We start from the raw sequence: 22139 nt of genomic DNA, 5'->3' as shown, positions 1-22139 counted from the left end.
CGCTAGATTGTCGGAACAACGTTCGAGTGAGGAGTGCGGTGACCGTTCACAGCGATGAGGTCGGCGGGCGAGTCCGTCGGTTGCTCGAGTTCTTGCGCGAGACGGTCTCGGCTCAGTCCAAACCGGTTCGCGCCTACGGGCCGACGACTCGGCTCGAGTGGTTGTATCGGCGGGACCGCGATGTCCAGGTCGATGCCAACGCAACGGCAGGCGACACAGTCGTCAGAGTTGTCCGCGTCAGTGTCGAACCTCCCCCGCAACTGCCCGAGCAGCTCGTCGATGCGGTGCAAGGTCCGATCGACCGTGCCGCCCAACCGCCGACACTCGCGCGCGGAGCCGTTGCAGCCGAGTCCGAGCTGTTTCGATCGTGGCTCAACGAATGGCAGGTGTGGGCGGCCGACGACGCGACGAAACGTCCGCTGGCCGAGCTGTACTTGTCGGTCGATCGAATGCGAGAAGAGTCGCACACACAGCCGGAGACGGTCGAAGTCGTTCTGGCATCAGGACTCCTGTCGGCGACAGTGTCCGGAGTGTCCATCGATTCCCACCTAGTGACGCAACCTGTGGAGGTCATCAGAGACGAGGACACCGGGGATCTGCTGGTGAAGTTGACGGCTGGAAGCAGCCCTCGGCTCGAAGACCGGCAACTGTTGCTCGGGCTCAATGGACTCCGCACGGCGTCAGCAGCATCCCTTGCACAGAAACTGGGCGACGTCGCGGGCTCGCCGATCGCAAGTTCTGCATCCGCAATTCTGAAGGAGTGGTCGAATTCGGCCATCTCCAGCATCACGTACATCGCCGATCGGCATCTTCCGCCTGCTGCGCGACGCGGGACGGTTCGAGAGTCACCTGCGTTGCTGCTTCGTCGTCGAACCGGCTTTGCGCTCGTCTCCTACTACGACGCCATGATTGCTGCGTTGAACGACGGTGCCGATGTCCCGTTAGGACTTCAACAGCTCGTCGAAAGCATCGAGTCGACAGACCGGCTCGACTGGTTGGCGCGTCCCACCTCAGAGCCGACGCCCGAGATCCTGTTTCCACTTGCCGCTAACCGTGCGCAGTCCAGCATCATGGAAAAGCTCTCACACGACACAGGTGTGGTTGTCGAAGGGCCGCCTGGAACGGGAAAGACCCACACCATCGCAAACCTGATGTCTGCGTTGCTGGCTCAGGGGCAGCGAGTTCTCGTTACCAGTGAGAAGTCGCAGGCATTGCGAGTGCTACGAGACAAGTTGCCGGCGGAACTGCAAGATCTGTGTGTGTCGATCACCGACCTTGCGAAGGGCGGGTCGGAGGAACTCGACCACAGTGTCTCGGTTATTGCCGGCCGTCTTGCGGATTTCGAGATCGCGCAGGCGGACCGGCACATAGAGCGAATCGCCGGGGACCGTTACCGAGCGATCAACAAGAAGTACACCCTGGAAGAAGCGCTGACGTCGACGAGGTCCGACGAGTCCGAGGTCCAGAATTTCGGCTCGCACTACGACGGAACGATGTCGGGAGTGGCCTTGCAGCTTGCTGCGTCGGCCGCAGAGCTGTCCTGGGTGCCGGGTCCGCTCTATAAGGAGTCGCCGCCAATCACCTCGGCACAATTTGCTGAACTCGCGGGTCTGCTGGTCGAGAGCGAGCTTCATGCGGCGGATCGCCGCGAACAGTCTCTTCCGGACCTGTCAACGGTGCTACCGAGCAAGACCGTGGTCACTCGACTGTGCGACGGTGCAAGCAGTCGGGCTTCGGTATCTGCACTGGCTGATCTCCCGACGGCGGAGCTGCGCCGACTCGCAGCACTGTCTCGTCAGGTTCTTGCGCGCGGCACGCAGCTGGATGGGGACCTCCGCGCCGTCCTGGACGGTGTGTTGTCCGGTTCGCTCGGTTACCTGTGGACGAGGGCAATCGGGGCGTCAGCCCTGCTCGACGACGCGAAATCTGCCGACGCATTGGTCGGTACAGCGAATGTGGTCGTCGACAGAGCCGATCTCGTTGCTCTGGAGACGTACGACGCCGCCGCGCGTCTCTACACAGAAGGACGGTTCGACACCCTTCGGTGGTTGCGGATGCCGAAGGAGCAGACCGCGGTCGACGAACTGGCCGTAACGGCCACAGTCGATGGCGTTCCGGCGCAAGGAGGCCATGCGTACCGCCTTGTTGCAGAACATATTCGTGCGCTTCGTTCGGTAGACGAGGCCGCATCGTTATTGGCGGACATCGGTATTCGCCTTCCGGGCCGAGAGAGTCGCGCGGCGCGTATCAACGAGGTGGACGGTGCAGTTCGCAACGTGGTATTGGTGCAGGACGTCGTCGAGCGTATTGCAACAATCTCGGATGAGCTCGAAGACCAGGTGGCACTACGAACGCTCGACGGCGTGGAAGGACTGTTGTCGGATATCGAGAAGGCGCTGGCGGGCGCGAATGCACGCGACGCGCTGGAGCGGCTTGTGATCGTCGCCGATGGTTTCGACGCTGCCACCGGCGGGGCGAACAGCACAGAAGCGCTCGCACTCTCGGATGCGCTCCGCACCGCCGACCGCGAGGCATTCGACGCTGCGGTCCGTGGATACGCACGCGCGAGTGTCGAACAGCAGCAACAGTTGTCGATGGACATATTGCTGCGGGATCTCGATGCAGCAGCACCGACACTTGGTCATCTGGTCACGAGCGACCGCGTCACCGACTGGGTGGCTGTTGCCGGCGATTTCGAGGACTCATGGGCGTGGAGGTGGGCGAACCAGCACGTCGAGCAGCGTCTCGTCCGTCCCGAGGCTTCGAACTTGGACGATCTGTACGACGATGTAGATGGAGAGATCTCCCAGCTCACAGCGACACTGGCGGCCGAGAAAGCATGGCGAGAGTGTCTGCAGCGCATGACGTCACGGCAGATGCAGGCGCTCCGCACATACCAGGAGAGCATCAGCAATATCGGTGTTGGCAGTACCAAAATCGCACAGCGTTACCGAGCCGCCGCGCGGGCAGCAATGCAGGAAGCGCAGAGCGCTGTGCCGGCGTGGATCATGCCGATCGGGCAGGTTCTGTCTTCGATTCCCGCGCAGCAGAACGTCTTCGACGTCGTGATTGTCGATGAAGCGAGTCAGGCCGACGTCAGCAGTCTGTTTCTGATGTGGCTCGCACCGCGGGTGATCGTGGTGGGCGACGACAAGCAGTGCGCACCGGATCGAATACAGCAGGTCTCCGACGACACTGTTTTCGAGCGTCTGGACTCTCACCTCGGAGATCTACCGATGCACGTCCGGAACAATTTCAGCCCTCGCTCGAGCCTGTTCTCGCTTTTCCGGAGCCGGTACAACCAGCGTGTACGGCTACGTGAGCACTTCCGGTCCATGCCGGAGATCATCGAATGGTCGTCGCAGCAGTTCTATCGAGACACTCCGCTGATTCCTGTTCGACAGTTCGGAGCGGAACGCCTGCAACCGCTCGTGTCGACCTACGTCGAGGGCGCTGAAACGACGGGGTCGAGTGCGACCTTGGTCAACGAGATCGAAGCACGTGGCCTCGTCGAGAGACTGTGCGGGTGCATCTCCGATCCTGACTACGACGGTATGACTTTCGGAGTCGTCGTCTTGCAGAGCCGCGCGCAGGTCGAGTTGATCCGCTCGCTGATCTCGGAGCGTATCCCGGCCGAGCAGCGGGACAATCTGCGTTTACGCGTGGGAACGGCACCCGAATTCCAGGGTGATGAGCGGGACGTTGTGTTCGTGTCGATGGTCGTCGGCGCGGGATCGTCGAGCAATGCGCTCACCAGCGAATCCTGGCAGCGCCGTTTCAATGTTGCGGCAACTCGTGCACGAGACCAGGTGTGGCTGTTCCATTCTGTCCGGGCAGAGGACCTCTCGCCGATGGACCTGCGGGCATCGCTGCTCACCTATGTGGAAGCTGCCCCCACTGTCCCGGTTCCGGAGATGCCGCAGGTTGTCGACGAGAAAGCCCTCCACAGCGATTTCCTATCGATGACGGCGCAAAGGGTGTTCGTCGCCCTGCGTGATCGCGGATACCACGTCAATCCTGCGATCGAGATCAACGAACTCGTCCTGGATCTGGTGGTCACCGGTGTCGCATCGAAGGTCGCGATCGAATGCGACGACGACCGTATGCGTTCGAGAGACGTTGTTGTCGAACGCCTCCGCCGAGAAATGGATTTGAAGCGGTGTGGGTGGACGTTCGGAAGAGTGCGTGCGTCCCAGGTCGTCGTCGACGTGGAGATGGCACTCGCCCCGATCATCGAGATTCTGGACGCGGTCGGAATTCTTCCCGGCGAAGTAGAGATTGCTGACGCTAATCGGGATGCGAATTGGAAACCGGTTGTACTGAGTGCGAATTCCAGCGAGGACGCCCTTCCTGACGAGAAGCCGGTGACTCCTGCTCCTGTTGTGGATACCGTGGTCGCGCCGTTGCCCACCATAATCGAGGAAAAATATCCAGTCCGATCGACTTCCGTTCAGGTCGTCGAGCTCGAGCCGGGAGAGACACGACCGCCGAAGTTCGACGGTTCGCGCGAGATTCGGGTCGACTCTCGATACTCGACCCCACGACGGAGCACCCCGGTCAAGCGCGAGCCTGTCAGGACGCGTCCTTCGCCAGCAGTCATGCCGAAACGGGCACCGTCGAAAAAGCCCGTCGTTTCGACAGCACCTGCTGCCGCGGCTACAGCGGGGGTCGGTATCGAAACGCTCCCTGCCGCGGTGCAAGCGGCATTGGCATCGCTACCCGCGGCTTCCCGTTCGACGGGGCGCGTCATCGCAGTGGCTGCAGCGCGTCGTGATGCGCCACTGACGTTGCGGCGTTGCTCGTTGATCACAGGCATGAACCCGATCGCTGCTCAGCAACTGCTCGCAGACTTGGAACTGACAAAGAAGCTCGTGCGCAGACAGCGGCCCAACGGCGTTGCCGAATGGGTACGACCCGAGGACGCGGCATCATGACGGAACTGAGGGCTTGGCAGAAGGAAGCATTCGAGGCCTGGCGAGGGGCTGGCAATCGCGCCATCGTCGAAGCAGTCACAGGCACTGGTAAAACACGGGTCGGTGTGGCTGCGATCGTGTCGGCGCGGAGCCTGAACCAACAGGTCCTCGTTGTGGTGCCGACCATCGACCTCCTCGAACAGTGGCACACGGAGGTCAAACAGCAACTTCCCTCGGTATCGGTCGGTAGGCGGGGGAATGGCCATCGGGATGACTTCCGGCACAGCAGCGTTCTGATCACCACAATTCAGTCGGCGATCATGAAGGGTGCACCTCAGCCGCGTCCCGGTGCCTTGATGATCGCGGACGAAGTCCACCGCTATGGCACCGATGGGTTCGCGCGGGTCTTCACCGATAGGTTCGATCATCGTCTCGGATTGACGGCCACGCTGGAGCGCCAGGACGAAGGTGTGGACACGCACATCCTCCCGTATTTCCGGACGAAGATCGCAGGATGCGACTTTGCCCGTGGGCGGAGAGACAACGTCCTTGCTCCGGTCCGCGTGATGACGGTTGCCATCGACTTCACACCAGACGAACGTGCCAAGTTCGAGGAACACGATGCGATCGCAAGAGATTCGCGCAAGAATCTGATCAACAAATACGACTGTGTCGCATCGCCTTTCGGTGAGTTCATGAAGACCGTGACGAAGCTCGCCGAACAAAGAGATCTCCCAGAAGGACGACTCGCCAGCCGGTACTTGTCGGCATTCAGCAAGCGGCGGTCGTTGCTGGCGGACTGCCAGGGCAAGATCGATGCGCTCGGCACGTTGGCATCGGCGTTGGCGAAGTCGGACCGGTCGATCGTGTTCTCCGAGACGAAGGCTTCGGCTGAGGCCGGCTCGGCAATATTGTGTGAGCGTGGCGTGCAGTCCAGTGCTTACTCCAGCGGACTGGACCGACTGGCCAGAACCCGCGTTTTGCAGCAGTTCCGTAGCGGAGCACTGACAAACCTCGTCGCACCGAGGGTGCTGGACGAGGGAATCGACGTTCCTGCCGTCGATGTCGGCGTCATCATCGCCAGCAGCAGTTCCCGTCGGCAGATGATTCAGCGCATGGGTCGGGTACTGCGGCTCAAGCCCGGAGACCGGGCAGCGGCATTCGTGATCATGTACGTCCCGGGGACCATGGAAGACCCGGCGCTCGGCGCGCACGAGGCGTTCTTGGAGCAACTCCTCGAGATTGCTGAGGAGCAGGTTGATGTCCCCATCGCGCAAGCGCCGACGCTACTCACGGGATGGCTGACGCGACCCGTCGAACCCAAACCGGAACCGGTCCGGGTCCCCTCCAAGCCTCCGACGTTCATCGAGCCTGGTGCCAGTGGTGAACTGTCCCGGTCCCAAGGGAGGGATCATGATGCCGCTGTCTCACCTACCACTGTGCCGAGCCCGACCGCAGTGCAAGCGGATTCAATCTCAGATTTGAGCGGTGCTTCCGGCAATCTCGATTTGATGTTGCGATATGCCGCGACGTTGACAGCAAAGGAGGCTCGGATTCTCGTCGATGTCTTCGGTTTGGGCGGGCAACAGCGTCGATCGGTGATGACAGTGGCGAGATCAGAAGGCATTCCGATCGAAAACGTGGCCAAAATACGAGAAAAAGGGATCGACGCTATACGTAGGTTCGAGTCGCTAGAGGGCAACAGTGCAATGCCTTCTGCGGCGCCGGTCGCTCAGTCTCAGTCGCAAGCAATGTAAAGCCGCACAATAAGTAGGCAAAAGGAAGACACGACAAAGTTCAGCTTAGTGCAGACGAATACCGAGTGTTCTTGGTCATCCCGGATGATGGACATCAGTATGAAACGTGACCGTGGCAGGCGATGCGTGCATCCAGAATTGGGTAGCGGCGGTTGGCGTTGTCCAGGTCTCCGCTGACCTAACCGACCGAATGCGGGTTTCGTCCATAGTTCCGGCGTGTTGCGATCGCACCCCGACAGGGTTCTCGAACTATCGCGGCGCTCCCCGCCGACATCAATTCGACGGCTCGTCGCCCTGCCAGTCCTTGACCACCCGATCAATATGTTCCTCGAGCCCGGATAACTTCTCGGTTTCTCCCCAAGTGCTCATAAAGTCTGGATCATTACTCTTCGGCGGGTCATCGACATCACGGACGCGGACCGAGACTGGCACACCGGTGCTGACACCGGTCACAAGGGCATGCTGTTGCGCGAGGCTAGGCAGCTGGTCGAGTAGCGCGCGGGAACTCAGGGCGGTCGCATGCCGCAGCAAGCTCTGGTCCGCTTCGTGAGTGAGCCTGTGCGCGATAACGGTTCCACACTGGGCGACGACAGTCTCGCTCAGTTCACTCGGTCGCTGGCTTGCCAGGAGCAGTGACAGCCCAAACTTTCTGCCCTCCTTAGCTATTCGCTCGAAGACCGCTGCCGAGCGACTGCCGGACCCGTCGAGGTCGCGCCGGGAAGGGATAAATCGGTGGGCCTCTTCCAGCACCAGCAATAGTGGATGCTCAGCTCGGGGCTGGCTTCGCACCGCGAAGTCGAACAGGATCCGGCCGAGAAGAGCGGTGACGTTTTCAAGCACGTCGTCGGCGACCAGGCTCAGGTCGAATATCGTGACTGACGGCCCCGAGCCATGGGTGACTGCCTGGGCGCGGTAGGCGTCCGTCGCCGGCCAGTCGGAGTCGGATTTCCCTCCGGTCGGATCGACGCCCATTAGGGCCTTGAGGTAGTTGCCGAGCGGGTCGGCATGTTTCTCGACGCGCGTGATGAAGTCGTAGCGCCCATCAGCCAGAAGGCGGCTCAGTCGCATCTGCAGCGTTGCCACGTAGCCCGCGATCTTGTTGTCGACCGCCTGTTCCAATTGGATGCGATTAGGGAGGAATAGGTCGCAGAGATCCTGAAGGGAGTAATACACGGGCGCATCGAAATCCGGTGCTGCCTGGGCACTTCCCATGCCCAAGATGCCGAACGCTTCCCGGATGTGACCCCTCATTCGAAAGAACATGCGCGCAAGGACATCCCGTTGGGGTGCCGTCAATGGTGTCCACTGGACATTTTGAACGTCGGCCAGCGGGATTCCCGTGTCGAGGATGTGCTTGATCTGGGCCCACAGGGCAGAGCACGCACTCGTCTGGCTCGCTACGTCGTGAACTAGGGTCTGCATCCCTGCAAGTTGTGCAAAGGTCGTATCTGAGCCCGATCTGGTGTTTGAGAACGCTCCCTCGGTGATCACCATTGAACTCAAGACATTCTGTAGGCGGAGCAGCTCCAAATTGGTCGCTGTGCCAGCGACACGTGCGTCTGCAATCGAGCGCTGAAGAACGGGTGCTTGAACGCCTTCGCTTGCCTTGAACATCGTCAGATGCTCTTCGTTGTTCAAGAACCAATGCGGAAGGAAGAGGCCACTCGAAGGTCCTGGACGAGGACCGAGGATCAAGGGCCGCGTCTTCTTGCCTCGGGCGCTCGACGTGGAAAACGATTGAGCGTACTCACCGTTGATATCAAAGATGACGATGTGCCCGTTAGGTATCGCGTGATCGAGAAGGCCATCAATGATGGCTGTTACGGTGCATGACTTGCCGGAACCGGTTGAACCGACAACCGCACAGTGATGCCCTAGCAGTAGATTCGCATCCAGGTAGACCGACTGTTCGCTGGCCACAGCTGATGTTCCGATCCGAAGCGCAAGGCCCCCTCTGGGATGGAAGATATCCTTGACTTCGTGGGGAGTCGCCGCCTGTACGGGCGCGTGTAGCGGTGGGTAACCGGTTAGCCCAGACTTGAACTTGTCTCCCTCGAACCGCCCTACGACAGTGGCTTCCAGTTCGTAGGTAGCCGTATCGTCCTGGCTCAGCAATCCGATGTGCGCCTTGGGATCCTGACGCCCGCTGATGTACACAGCGGTGACAATTCCCACGACGCGGTGCGCTCCGGCTGGCACGGTGATGTATGAGTTGACAACACCTACTGTCTGAACACCGTCGGGGCCAACTTTGGTGAAGCCCTTTGCGCCGACCTCCAACCCGACGCGGATCGTGGTGCTGCGAACATCGATGATCCGCCCGATCACACCTACGTCCCTCACGCGGGATCAATCCCAGGGAGAGGCGGTACAACTCCGCTTGATGCCCGCTCCAGGGCCTCGATGAGGCTCGTGATCGCCGCAGGTGGACGCACGCGTCCGTGCCTACTCATGTCCGGCATCAACTCGGCGAGTTCAGAGAATTTACCGAGGTCTCCGGTGAGGACCGCGATACGCGAATCGGCTGCGGCTGCAAGCGCTGCAATCGCCGTCGATTTCAGGTTCCCGCCGGTTTCGGTTAACGCCCTGCCCAGGTTATCTGTGTTGTCCGTAACCGCCACCACATCTTCGTCGGTCAGCACAGCCTTGGGGTCGGCAACAAAGACGTTGAGTGCTGGATTACTGGCAAGACTGCGCAACAGGAGGCGGTTGATGTGCGGATCGGCGAAGCCGTATCCGATTGCGAGGACTGCGGTGTCGTCCTGCTGTACAGCGTCTCCGAGAAGGCGCAGGAGGTCGGAATACGGGTAGGCCAACGAGTCAGCCTCCTTAGAAGCGGTCGGATAAATGAGCACAAGGTCGTCTCCGGCGTTCATATCGGCGAACTGCTTGACCTCCAGTGATTCGAGGCCGGTGAGAGGGTCCCGCTCAATGGATGAGCGCCAGTTGAGACTGCCATGCACTTTGTGGAGGTACACAGCTCCCTCTGCCCTTGCGACAACCGATTGGGTGCTCGTCTCGACTCGGTGGAAGTCCAGTCCGTAATACGCCAGGTTCAAGCGCCGATCCACAGTACCGCTGAAGCCGTCGATGTACGGATATCCGAGTTCATCGAGAGCTTGCTCGATCACGAGGTCGTAATTGGTCGTGAAGATGCTCGGGCGCGGGAGGTTTGACCGCCGGCTGCGCACGATCCGTGACAAGAAGGTCCGGTGTGCGTGGAACGGGTCTGCGTCGAACGGCGGGTCAAGTGCCGCTGCATCAGATGGCAGACGACAAGCTTCTGCCAGCGCCCGGTTGATGCTTCGGCGGAGACGTTCGACCTGCTCCTTCGGGTAGGCCTGGGTGGCCTCCCCAGTGCCGAGTGCAACTGAGTCTTGACCAGCTTGCCTTGCGAGTGAGGAAGCGAGTTGCAGTCCGTTGAGTAGCCTCTCCAGGTCACCACTGTCGGTTGGGTTGATGATGTTGAGAAGCTCCACGTCAGAGTCGGTTGGTTCGCCTCCAGCCTTTGTGATCAGCTTCAGCACGCTCTCGTTGGTGAGGTTGCGAGTCTGTGGAGACCCGAGGTGGAACGAGGCCCCTGACCCCAAAAGCACGACGAGGTTGTTCACCTGTAAGAGTGAGCTCAAATGCTCGCGCACTACGTGCGCGTCGCCTGTCTTGATCAGCTGTTTGACGACACCGCCGACCACGAATAGTCCTCGAGGATGTGCAGATACCGTTCCCGAATTCTCCTGCGCCGTCTCGCCGTCGGGCTCCACCGGGGATGGCTCAGGCACCTCGGGCATTTCAGGCATGGTGCTCGCTCTCCGATTGTCGGATGTAGGTGATCCCAAATGCAACGACCTGCCGGAACTCCTGACGCCGAGCACCGATATCGAACTGGCTGCCGGATCCCTTCTGGAAGATGTCGAGGCCCCGACCGAGGAGGATCTTCCAGCCGTTGTCCGCTCGGATCGATCTGTCGTGGATCGACGCGTCCCACTCGACGTTGAACTTGATCCCGACTGAAGCTGCCCCCTCCTGAATGTCCTTGAGCATCAACAGATGCTGCCTCTGGAACTCGCCGGTGTCTTCCTTCGTCACCAATGTCACCGAGATTTCGTCGGCCGGGTCCTTCGCTGAAGCCAGCAGTGCGAGAAGGTCGACAAGGTTGCGGCCTTGGTGCGGTAGCCGGATGTACGGATCGACGACGGTGATCTCGCTTGCGCCACGGAGGTACGGGAGTAGCAACGTCTCGTAGGAGACGCCGCGCTGGTTCTCCTGAAATTCGAGGTGCCCCTCAAAGAGTCGCTCCGGTTTTGGCGCGGTATTGACAGGTGGCGTATCCGGCACTTCGGGCTCATGGATCGAGCTGCCCGGCGAGCCCTTGTTGTCGTCGACTTCGGACTGAAGCCGGTGGTAATACCTCGGGTACTCGTCCTCTTCGAGTGTAGTGACGGCGTGCCACTCCTCAGCCTTATCGAGGTAGCCGAATTTGACGTTGGCCATTGTGGTGTCGATCCGCAGGATCTGGTCCTTGACCCGCTTACGGCCTTCGATGGCGAACCGGAGGATCTCTTCGACCTCGTCCTTCGTGGCTTCCCCGTGTGGGAAGAGGATCTTCGACAGCCCGGAGAACGTCTTGTGGATGCCGTCGCGGTCACGGGTGGAGATGTCGGAGCCGAGCGTGAAGTGCTGCTGGTAGCGGTCCGAGTAGTCGGCGTCTCGCATCGACTTGAGAACTTCAGCGATGTAGTCGACGACGAATCCGTAACCGTCGGAGAACATCTCGCCGCGGATGGTGTCGACTTCCCAACCGGGGATGTAGTAGTGCAAACGGTCGAGGTAGGCCGAGTCGTGGTAGCTCTCGGGCAGCTCGTCGAAGAGGTCGGAGTTCTTCAGCATGTAGGGCACGGTGTGTGACGTGTTGCCGACGAACACCATCGAGGCCTCGGCACCGAGAGTCTCGACGCCGCGGGAGAACGACTTGTTCGCCATATAGTTCTTCAAAATGTCCACGAGCGCTTTGTCGGTGCGCTTCTTCTTGCCGGCGAACTCGTCGAACGCGACGACATCCCAGTAGCCGACCAGGCCGAGGCGGCCGTTGGAGTTGTTGACGAAGAGCTTGGGAACGGTGACCTCGCCGCCGGAGATGAGCATGCCGTGGGGAGAGAATTCCGAGAAGATGTGCGATTTTCCGGTGCCTTTCGGCCCGAGCTCAACGAGGTTGTAGTTGCGCTCGACGAACGGGATGAGACGAACGAGCTGGATCAGTTTGGCGCGCCGGCCGAACAATTCCGGGTTAAATCCGATCGACTGGATCAACAGATCGATCCACTCGTCGGTAGTAAGCTCGCGTCGCGCCGCGATGTAGCCGTCGAAGTCGAAGTTGGACAGCTGGATAGGTTTGATCGACCCAAGGATCCAGGGCACGACCTTTGCGCTGTCGCTGTGGAAATACTCGATGTCGCAGATGCACCAGACGCCGCCGACAAGTAGCTTGGGATGGGCCGTGATGGTGGACGGCTCGACGAGAACCTGCTTGATACCGAGGTTGGAGAAGGTGGCTTCGTAAACGTCGTCCTTGTCGTTGAGGGTGACGGTGACTTTGTCGATGATCTTGTAGCGTCCGCGTTCTCGGATCGTCGACTTCACCAGCTCGGACTGATTCCGGTGAACGTAGTGATCGGCAAGGATCTGCCGGACCGTGTCGATGCCGGCCTGGATGGTGGCTTCGTCGTCAGAGGCGGCGTACTGACCGAGTAGATATTCCAGCACATATGACGGCACGATTGCGTTGCCCTTGACCGCCTTGACCAAGTCCTTGCGCACGACGACTCCGGCAAAGTGCTCGTTGATCTTGCGGTCGAGCGCCGACTGCGCCAGTGGATCAGGAGCCCTGTCGTCCATGGCCTCCTCGCTTAGCTCACCCACTTCGCTCATCACGTACCTTCCTTAGAAGTCGAAATCCGAGGCAAACGAACGCTTCAACGTGTAAATAGCCTTCGCGTAGACGCGCCATTGGTTGGTATTGGGGATGCGCTCTTCAATTCGGAAATCAACCGCGCGGTTGTTGTAGTCGTTGGCGTCCTGGCTAAGCAACATGTGAGCGCTCTGGTAGCGGTCCCGCTTATCGGTTGAGGACTGATCGAAAGCCAATTCAATTTGGTTCGAGATCAGGGTTTCCCCGACGTAGAGGCCAGCACGGACGGTGCGCGGTTGGACCTTGTCGCTCACCGGCTCGGACTGGAACAGGCGAACGACGACCTGCCCCGTGGTGATCTTGTCGGACTCCGGCCACACCTCGACGTTGACCAAGCGGGTGTCGGTCTTGCGCTTCTTGTTGACAGCGAGAACCGGTACGACGACTTCCTGAAGTGTGGAGCCGCCGTGGACGAATCGCGTGCCGCCACCGGGTAGTCGGAGTCGATGAATCGATTTGGGGATCTGCACCTCGAAGTCGCTGCCGAGGTTGAGTTGTGCAGAGGTGAACGTGTTGAAGGCGATGTCGATCTTGAGGCCGCGCCCGAGGATGTAGCGGCGGTTGACCACCTTGATGTCGTCGCCCTGCGGCTTCGTCGAGAGGAAGAACGAATCAGCGAGGGCGTCGTCTTGGAAGAGGAATCCGTGGTCGGCCGTGATGAAGATGTTCGTGGCGTTGGCGTTGGCCAGCTTCTTCACGAGGTCGACGATGTCGCGCAGGGAGTCCTCGACGGCCTCGAAGACCTGCCGCTCGGTGCCGGGCTTGTCGCCGGTGGCGTCGATGCGGTTGTGGTAGACGTACAGTACCCGGTTGGCTTTGAATAGCTCCCGGCGCTCGTCAGCACTCAAGGCCTTGAAGTCCTCGGCCTGGATCGCCGAACCACCAACGTGCTTAAGGATTTTGCCGCGTAGGACTGTTCCGTTAGTGGGCTGGTCGTCCGCCAGCACTATCTTCGCGTCACCGGAGTGCTTGAGGGTGGTGTGAGGCAGCAGTGCTGCCATTCCCAATTGTGTGTAACTAGGCAGGACACCGAGGACCGCGTCGAGTGAGGCGTCGAAACGATCCTCCTGGCGGATGCGGGAGCCGAGCTCGTCGGCCACCTCGTAACGCAGCGCATCGGAGATGATGACGACCGCCTTCTTGTCGCCGTCGCGCACCAGCGGCTCGACATAGTCGGCGTAGAAGGAGGTTTGCGATCGCAGGACGGACGACGTCCACGCGCTCGTATCGTCGACCTTCTGCTGCCAAGCATTGCCCAGTTCGTAGACGAATGTGTTGGTGTAGCGCTTCTCAACTCGGTCACGAAGCGGTCCAAGCGGATGCGGGCCTTCGTAGGTGCGATAGGCGAAGGTGAACTGCCGATAGAGTTGGTCGATACGGAACCATTCGCGGCGGTACCGCTCCAGTGCCTCGTCGAACGACTGCGCAACGAGGTTCAGCGATACCAGTTCGGTCAGCAACTCTGACGCGCAGGCGATCGCCGTATAGAGCTGCTTATAACCATCGATCCATACGCTGCTCTGCCGCGCACGCACGACCTCGGCGACTTCTCGCGCGGTGACGGTTCGCTCGGCCACCGCGCGTGCTAGGTCGCTGAGGATCTTCTGGTCAGTCTCTTCGAATAGGTCGACCGCTGCGAGGTCGCGGAAGCTCGCGTCTTCGATGGAGGAGGCGTAGTCGAGGTCGACAGCCGCGCGCTTGGCGAGCGTGGCGAGCGACTCCTGGCTGCGCCGGTCGTTGCGGAGGCTGGCGAAATCGAGCTGTATGTTCTGCAGGCCGCCCGGTCGTTCCGACGCAAAGCCTTCGATCGCCTTGCGAAAGGTCCACAACACGAAGTCGTCGATGCTCGGAGTCGGAGACTCGTATCCATAGATGGAAGCGACGCCGCGCCAATAGAAGTCGTCCAGTGCGTAGTCGACGAGGGCGTCGTACTTCGTTCGGATGCCCTTGGCGTTCTCCATCAGAAGCGTCCGGGTGACCTCCAACAGACTGTGCGAATCCTTAAGGCCCAGCACCACCGCGGTCATCTTGGCGCGCACGACTGTCGGGTCGTCGTCAGGTTTCAGCAGCCCCTTTAGACTGTGAATGCGTTTACCGGCATTGAAGAACTTCTCATGCGCCTGGACGACCTCAGCGATGCCGTTCCCAGTGAGACCGAGTTCTTGAGCGACCAGGGACGTGCGATCCGCAGTGAATACTCCGTAGGCCAGCTCCAGATCGAGTAGCCAGTTGCCGATCCCGCTAGGCACCTGCCCAGAGCGGTAGACGAGAAACTTGCCCGCTGGCTCGTCGTGCAGCAACCGCTGCTTGATGCCGTACTCGTTGTCTGCGACGCAGAGCGTCTCCACATCCACCAGATCGAGACCGTCCAAGTCTGCGGTGTACTGGCCATCGGGGTCATGCCAGAACACGACCCGTGTTCCCTCGAATCGACGCACCAGGTGATCACGAATGCCACTCATGGAAGACCTCGAATTCGCCGCGACGGTTTACCAACGTGAGCGGTCCCATTTAGGGGGTTGCTCACCACCAAGGCTGCGATTCGAGTCATTCCGCCACATCCAACCCGATAATCCTTTTCAGCCCGGCACCAAATTTCGGGTAGTTTGTCTTCACGCCGTCATCCAGATCGATCTCGATCTGTTTGGTTGCCAAGGGATACATCACATCGTGCTCGTACTCGTCGAGCTCCAGCAGAACTTTGCGGAGCCGGTCCACTTCTTTCTGAGCCGCAGCTGATTCCCGAGGTGGACCGCCGCCCGAGGCGAAGCGCTCATGATGCTGAAGGCTGGACCCCAGCTTGGCCTTGTACTCGCGCAGGTACTCATTGAGCACCGTCGAGACCGTCGATGGCGTGTAACGATGCATGTAGATCAGCGCGTTGAACGAGCCTTTCGGACTGGAGAACAACCAGTAGATCGGACGCTTCTTATACCGCTGGATGTGGTCTTTGTAGAAGGACTTCACGAAGTAGTCGCGCAACTCCTTCACCCCGAGCGCCTCGGTAACGAACCGAAGGTTTTCCTCGAAATGCTTTTCACCAAAAGCCGCACGAAGAAAATGCCGGAACCGGGCAACGATGTCGTCCTCGAACCAATCACCGTCCACGACGGGGAGCACATTGTCTGCGTCCGGCACGAACGACGGCGACGGAATCTTGGCTAGATAGTCCTGCAACGTGGCGCCTTGGTCTGCAAGGATCAGGCCCGGCTCGTCCAGGCTGTAGCGACCAAACATGCAACCCACGGCGTATGAGATGAGGGCGCCCACTCGGTCCGTTGCGAAACGGGCCGCAAGCTCAGTCTGAGTGAGCCCCACCCCGTAGCGGAACTCAGGATTGGCATTAAGTGTGACGCGCTTAAGAGGTACGTCCGGGTTGACTTCTTCCTCCAGGCCGTATGCCTGTGCAATCTCGGCGTTCATCTCGGTTTCGAGAGTGCGGACCTCATCGGCCAGGCGACGCCCGAACTTGAGAACTGCCTGGACGGCTCCATTAACCGTCAGCTCCCTCGTCTCCACAAGGTCGAGAGTTGAGAAATCCCAGGAGTTTTCTTGCCTATTCCAGTCATCGCGATGAATCCCGATCAACTCGTGGGCCGCCTCGGTCACAGTCCTTGAGACCTCAACCACAGGAAGCTGGGCGATAGTTCCCACCTCCACATTCAAGGTGGGTGACGTTGCGGCCAGCATCGCCTGAACTACATTCGAGTTACAGATGGCAGCTATCTGAAGCAGTCGCTCTTCAGAGGCGAAGATTGACGTGCCTGCCACGTCGAATAGGAACCCGGCAGGGAAGTAACGAAACGCCGGAATCCCGATTCCAACCTTGGACCACGAGACCGATGGGCGGAAGTACATTTGCGGGCTTCGAACAACAGCCTTGGGTCGTTCAGCGTAGAGCTCAGCTCCATCGTTCTGCCAGTTCACAACCCATTCATGATTTCCGTACCACTTCCGATACTCCCCGCCCTTGTTGTACGGGAACCACTTGAAGGAACTTGTGCGGGCGACTTCACGGGTGCAACCGCGACCAAACCTATCTCCTGAAACCTCGAACCAGAGGCGCAGGAACCGGGCGTTTTCCGCCGTGGCCATCCCCTGGCGCGGCTCTGCCACTTCGATCATCGGCTGGCCGACACGAAATGCTGTTCGCATGGCTGGGGACAGCCAGTAGGCAATCGGCGTCCCTGGAAGGGATTCAAGGTCCTTTTGTCGAACCTCGTATCGATCGCGGTTACGCTCCTGAAAGCGCGCCTCTATCACCGAGTTGGACCGGACTTCGGAGCTTGTATCGAACAGTCGGCGGTACGAACCCCCAGTGTCTGCCACTGGCGGTTGACGGCAAATCACGAATGCGACCGAGCCAAAATCGGAGCCAAAGACCCCTCGGCCGAGGTGAAGCATCGAAGCAATGCAGGCCCGTTTTAGTAACTCTGACCGCATCGTTATGTACGAACTCAAGAACATCCAAGAAGGCAGATTGATCATGCCGACCACGCCTCCTTTTAAACAAAGTGACAACGCTCTAGCCATGAACGCAGTCATTAGATCGAAGCGCGTGCTTGGATAGTTCGCCTTTAGCCACAAAGATAGTGAGCCGCTCATGTTCCCGGTACCCATATACGGAGGATTCGTGATGACGACTGCGTACGTCGTCGCGAGGAATTCAGCCTGACGTACGACGCGTTCGGCCCGGCAGATGACGTCAGCATTGAACAGGTCTCCGCTATCGTCGAGGGTTTCAAGATTACGCGCGAGTTCAGAAGTCTGGTCGGCGTTGGGCTCGATCAGAGATCCGAAAGTGTCGGCATCCGCGAATTGGTTCCAGAAGGAAATCTGCTCTTGGCGATCGTCGCCCGAACTGAGGAGAATGTCGATCTCGTTGAGGTCGAACGAGATCGGATCGATTACGCAAACATTTGGCTCGACCTGATTGTTGAAAAACGTCCGCTGCCTCGCGCGGGCCTTCATCGTGAGCGCGAAGGCGGCGAGCGCCCCGGCCCGTGGATCAATCTCAGTGCCGTAAAGATTATTTGTAAGGATCAGTCCGGGGATCTGAGATGGGGCGTAGCCTTCGTCCTCGTAGATCGCCCACAACAGGTCGAAAGCGTAGGTGAGCATATGACCCGAACCGCAGGCGGGATCAATGACTTTGAGCTCTTCGGGGCTATCGATTTTGAGGAAGTCGGTTTCTACATCGACAGGAGCAATGTAGTACTCCATTTGGTCGATCAGGCGCGAGTTCGGGCGGTTCAGCATCCACAGTCGCCCGAGTGAGTTCTCGACAAGATATCGAACGATCCAGTGCGGTGTGAAAAGTTGAGTGGCAGCCGGGATTTCATCCGCGCCAGCCTTCTTGTTCTTCTTGAAGCCGGCAAAGACCTCATCTTTCCGCTCCGAGATGTAGAACTGGTACAGCCAGCCGATCACCTCGACGTCCTGGCACACGTCCGATGTCAGGACCTTCGTCGCACGGTTCAGCACCGACTCGTCGGCGAGGAGGTTGGCCGGGATGAGCAACTCAGTGAAGTCGCCTGCACGCTCGAACATGAACGGCATGGAGCGGTTCCAGTAGCGGCAGTACTCGGCGAGCAGCAGCGCATAGGTCTCGCCCTGCGGGTCGTCACTGCGTCGGGTTCCGTTGAGCAGCGCCGTGACGGTCTCACGAGCCTTCTGGCCGACTACTTCGGGGTCGATGTTGCCTCGCTTCGCCTCGGCGAGGATCTCTGGCTGGCCAACGTCAACTCCCATTTGGGGCGAGACGACTCCGATACCGGTGTAGCCGTTGGCGTCCATGAAGCGCAGAGCGATGATTCGGTTGAACCAGGTGTAGGCGACCCGGTCCGCCACGGCCGACCGACCCTTGTCGCCACCCCCTGCGGCGTTGACGGATTTCTCAAGGGCGGAAACGATTGTGGGCTGCTCGACTCGCTCCGGTGACGCCGGTGCTAGCACGACGGCGATGCGCGCGGTGACTTCGCGAATGAGTGCGGTGCGCGCCCACGTCGCGAAGGATTTGAGTGGTGCAGTCTCCATCAGAGTGAGATTCGCTTTCCGTCGTCTAGGGTCTGGAGCAGCGCTTCACGGAGCTCGGTGAGGTAGTTGTCGACGTCGTCCTCTGTTTCGAGGACGCCAGTGGCTCCTGGCACAACGACGGACTTGACCGCCACCGTCTGCTTCGGGGGCGGACCGTCCCCGCTGGCCTGTTGGGACGCGGCCAGTTGGTCGACCAGCGAGGGATACACGCTGGCCTCGAAGTCGGTTCCGATCTGCAGAATGAGGGCCACCTGGCTCTCTGCGCCGATTCGCGAGAGCGTCAGGTCGATCCGCCGGACGACGCCCTGTTGGGCTTCAGCGGTGGCCTTCTCGTAATAGGCGCCGGCGACAAGCTCGATCCTGCGTCCTTCGATCGAGGTGGCGACACTCTCCCGGTTGGCAGCGATGACGTCGTCTATGAGGCTGCGAAGTTCGTCGGTGGTCTTCTTGAGCTGCGCCATCCGGTTGCCCCGGAAAGCATTTGGGTCCGCGAGCCCAGACCGGACACTCTTGTCACTGCCGTCGGGCAGATACCTGAGGTTGCTGCTGTGTGTGGCGAGCAGTGCTACGGCCTCGTCATAGATCGCACTTTGCGCCCCGTTGAGGAACGACTGGATCGGGTCGGCGGTGCTTTCCTTGGCGTCGAGTAGTTCATCGCCAAGATTGAAGTCGGTGAGGTACCACTCGTTGGGTTTGCCTGCTGCCTGGTCGAGCAAACCGATGGGGCCGTGGAGTTGCTCCACGAACGGGTACTTCGAGCCAGTGGCGACGGCCTTTAGTTCGCCGAGCTTGACCTTGAGCCTGTTAGCACCGTAGCGGGCCAGCTCGAGGGGATCTTTTGGCGCGTTGGCATCGTCGAAGAAGTCCGTGCAGAACTTTCGGAAGGCGGTGACTTTACGTTCGTCGAACGTTTTCTGCGGAGCGACGACTGCGTGCGAATGCTTCTGCGTATTCCGAAGCACAGCCGCCACTTCGCTTCGCTTGAGGACGTTACCGTCCACTGTCAGGGTCACCTTCGAGGCACCGATCAGGAAGGCCACGAATACTTCGATCGAGGCGAGGTCCCACCCGTAGGGCTTTGCCTGGAAGGCGTCGACGATCGCCTTGACGGTGACCTGCTCACCTTGTGCCTCCTTGCGGAGAACGAACGACAGCACCTCCTCGCCGGGAATGGCGAGCTTAGTCCACGCCGCGGGGTCGAAGAGGCCGCTGTCCGGATTAGCCGCCCCGGCCACCTGCTGCTCGGCATAGGTAACGCCGTCGAGCAGTTTCAACTGAGTGTAGGTGCGGCTGACGAGGTCCTGGAAACCGTCGGTCACGCGGGCAAGCCCGTCCTGCGAGCTCGAGGAGACGTCGGTGGCGTTGATGATCAGCGCAGCTTCACCCACGGCGCGACGGAGACGCCCAATGAGTTCCTTCTCGCGGTCGACGTTCTGAGCAGCTTTGGATCGAAGGATCTGATCCTCGATTGCCGAAAGTGCGCTGGTCTGCTTGCGTTTCGTGTACTTCTCCGTCTTGATTAGTAGGCGGAGATCTGCGAGCACGCGAGCGTCTGGCTCGAGGATGACGCGCAGTTCGTCCTTCCCGGCGCTGTGCATCCGCGTCTCGTCTGCCGTGAACGGGTACTCCGGTGTGATGAAGTGAATTGAAAGTTCCCGTTGGGGGCCGTGGATCTGGTCGTCGAGTTTGAAGCCGAATGGGAAGTCCTGACCGTTCTTTGCGTAGCGGAGTTTGTTGGTCTTGATGACGTCGCCAGAGAGCATCCTGGAGAGTCGTGCGCTCACCTCGGAGGAGTCGAAGTCGACGTTCTTAATCTCTTCTTCGATGACCTGCTCTTCATTGGTCAGGTACTCAAAGATGGTGCCGTTACGCTGGACGTAGGTCTGCGCCTCCAGCAGCGTGAGCGCTTCCTTGACCTCCGCCGACAACGCGGGCAGATCGAGGCCGAAGCGGTCATAGACGAGCACGGTCAGGTTGCGCGGTGTGGCCCGGAAGCTCTCGACGTACTTGACGAGGAAGAGTGCCTTGAGGAGGCGGATCGCGAGCAAGTTGTCGAGGTTTCGCTCAGCGACGTCGATGGAGCGCTGAGCCGCCGACTTCAACGACGCTCGGATACCGGCAAACATGTGGTCGAAGGTGGCCAGGCGACCGACCTCCACGTCGCCGATATCCTTGGCGACCTGCTGGACGACGCCGAGCATCGACCTCTCGCCCACCGAGCTGTTGCGCCCCTCGAAAACGTTGTGATCGGAGATGCCTTCGATTGCCGCTTGAAACAGCGGGAACTGGTAGCTCACAAGCGGATAGGTACCGACGAAGTGAGCTTCGTCGGTGTAGTTGCGGTAGCCCTTCGCCCCATCGACGAAGTCAAACAGGGTCTTGAAGTTGGCCGCCTCCTTGTTGTAGATGACGCTGAGTGCGGCGGCACCTGCCGCGTTCTTCTCCAGCAGGCGTTTGCGGATGACTTCTTCGACATCGGCGCTGGTGAGCTTCACGCGAGTCTTGAAGCGCGCCTGGATCTTCGAGAAATCGTTGCCCTGTTGCTTGGTTCGGTCTCCGACGACCTTGTCCATGTCCTCCTGCGAGGTTACGAACACCCACGCGCGGCCCTGGCACTTGGTGTTGAGGCTCTCCGCAATCGTCTGGAGGTTGAGCATCAAGTGGGTGTTCGAGCCGATGAACTGGCCCGCCTCGTCCACGAAGAAGTTGAGCCGGAAGCCGTCGGACTGCTTGTTGAGCCACGTGGTGACTTCCTCGGCGAAGTCCTCGATGGAAACCGAGTACTCGTTGCGGTACTTGGTGAGGATGTTGGTCGGTGCTCCTCCCTGACCGCTCACCTCGGCGTAGGCCGCGGCGACGTTGGGTTCTTCGAGAACGCCCTCCTCGCGCCCCTGGGTCCAGTCACGGCCAGAGATTCGCCTGTACGCGCCCTTGAACGCTACGTACTGACCGCGGTTGTCGAGGTCTCGTTCGAAGCGAGCCACGTGGCCCTGGTTTCCGTAGTAACCGCGACTCTCGTCGAAGACCTTCACGAACACCTTCAGCAAGGCGTCGGTCTGATCCTTCGTGATGAGCGTGGCCTTCTGATCGATGTTGAACAGCAGGCTCTTGGCAGGGATGCGCTCGGCCTTTGTCAGAAGGGCGGGCAGGAAAGCGCCAGCTGCCTTGGCGCGGAAGCTTTCCGTGGCCTTGGTGCGGTCGAACGTCTGGCCCTCGACGTCGCCGAGAAGGTGAGCGAGCATCTTCAGAAGGTGCGACTTACCCGAACCGAAGAAGCCTGAGATCCACACCCCGTTGGCGTTGGTGTAATTCGTGTAGGCCTCGAGTAGAAGCTCAAGGCCTTTGGCTGCCTCATTGGTCAGGACGTACTCGTCCACCTCGGTACGCAGATGCGCAGTGTCGTCCGCCTTGATGACGCCCTCGATCGGACGTTGCACGTCCTTAGCGAAGATCTCGTTCAGCAACATC

General features: G+C 60.1%; 8 protein-coding genes. 2 read left to right on the top strand and 6 right to left on the bottom strand.

The window, feature by feature from the left end; translation table 11 throughout:
- Nucleotides 1-38 precede the first annotated feature (38 nt).
- Together RFA01S_RS21695 and RFA01S_RS21690 are read left to right on the top strand one after the other, a co-directional pair.
- Complete coding sequence (locus RFA01S_RS21695; RefSeq protein WP_052060620.1) at nt 39-4934, top strand: AAA domain-containing protein; 4896 nt, start codon at nt 39-41, stop codon at nt 4932-4934.
- On the top strand, nt 4931-6670 hold the full coding sequence (locus tag RFA01S_RS21690; RefSeq protein ID WP_052060619.1) for a DEAD/DEAH box helicase: 1740 nt from the start codon (nt 4931-4933) through the stop codon (nt 6668-6670). The genes RFA01S_RS21695 and RFA01S_RS21690 overlap by 4 nt, the downstream gene beginning before the upstream one ends.
- Before the next feature lie 273 nt (nt 6671-6943).
- Here the strand turns inward: RFA01S_RS21690 and RFA01S_RS21685 are convergent, their stop codons facing one another.
- From RFA01S_RS21685 to brxC, 6 genes are all read right to left on the bottom strand, one after another.
- Nucleotides 6944-8998: an ATP-binding protein gene (locus RFA01S_RS21685; protein WP_162182879.1), complete on the bottom strand. Its 2055-nt coding sequence runs from the start codon at nt 8996-8998 to the stop codon at nt 6944-6946.
- An 11-nt stretch (nt 8999-9009) separates the two neighbouring features.
- Complete coding sequence (locus RFA01S_RS21680) at nt 9010-10458, bottom strand: SIR2 family protein (protein WP_032406944.1); 1449 nt, start codon at nt 10456-10458, stop codon at nt 9010-9012.
- Between the two features lies 1 nt (nt 10459).
- The gene (gene brxL, locus RFA01S_RS21675) at nt 10460-12595 is read right to left on the bottom strand and encodes a BREX system Lon protease-like protein BrxL (RefSeq protein WP_081371389.1); all 2136 of its coding nucleotides are present in this window, start codon (nt 12593-12595) and stop codon (nt 10460-10462) included.
- A gap of 12 nt (nt 12596-12607) precedes the next feature.
- Nucleotides 12608-15097, bottom strand: a complete 2490-nt coding sequence (gene pglZ, locus RFA01S_RS21670; RefSeq protein WP_032406943.1) for a BREX-1 system phosphatase PglZ type A — start codon at nt 15095-15097, stop codon at nt 12608-12610.
- An 85-nt stretch (nt 15098-15182) separates the two neighbouring features.
- Complete coding sequence (gene pglX / locus RFA01S_RS21665; protein ID WP_032406942.1) at nt 15183-18671, bottom strand: BREX-1 system adenine-specific DNA-methyltransferase PglX; 3489 nt, start codon at nt 18669-18671, stop codon at nt 15183-15185.
- Complete coding sequence (gene brxC, locus RFA01S_RS21660) at nt 18671-22138, bottom strand: BREX system P-loop protein BrxC (protein WP_032407000.1); 3468 nt, start codon at nt 22136-22138, stop codon at nt 18671-18673. Before brxC ends, pglX begins: the two co-directional genes overlap by 1 nt.
- Between the last annotated feature and the right edge of the window lies 1 nt (nt 22139).

Origin of the sequence: Rhodococcoides fascians NBRC 12155 = LMG 3623 (assembly GCF_001894785.1) — a bacterium.
Taxonomy (GTDB): Bacteria; Actinomycetota; Actinomycetes; order Mycobacteriales; family Mycobacteriaceae; genus Rhodococcoides; species Rhodococcoides fascians.
Note: the sequence above shows the minus strand (reverse complement) of the source record. Positions and strands in the feature narration are given on the sequence as shown.

Excerpts from the sequence above, each read along its gene's own strand:
- RFA01S_RS21690 (WP_052060619.1), top strand. The coding sequence starts at position 4,931 with ATGACGGAACTGAGGGCTTGGCAGAAGGAAGCATTCGAGGCCTGGCGA.
- RFA01S_RS21680 (WP_032406944.1), bottom strand. The coding sequence starts at position 10,458 with ATGCCCGAGGTGCCTGAGCCATCCCCGGTGGAGCCCGACGGCGAGACG.
- brxL (WP_081371389.1), bottom strand. The coding sequence starts at position 12,595 with ATGAGCGAAGTGGGTGAGCTAAGCGAGGAGGCCATGGACGACAGGGCT.
- pglZ (WP_032406943.1), bottom strand. The coding sequence starts at position 15,097 with ATGAGTGGCATTCGTGATCACCTGGTGCGTCGATTCGAGGGAACACGG.
- pglX (WP_032406942.1), bottom strand. The coding sequence starts at position 18,671 with ATGGAGACTGCACCACTCAAATCCTTCGCGACGTGGGCGCGCACCGCA.
- brxC (WP_032407000.1), bottom strand. The coding sequence starts at position 22,138 with ATGTTGCTGAACGAGATCTTCGCTAAGGACGTGCAACGTCCGATCGAG.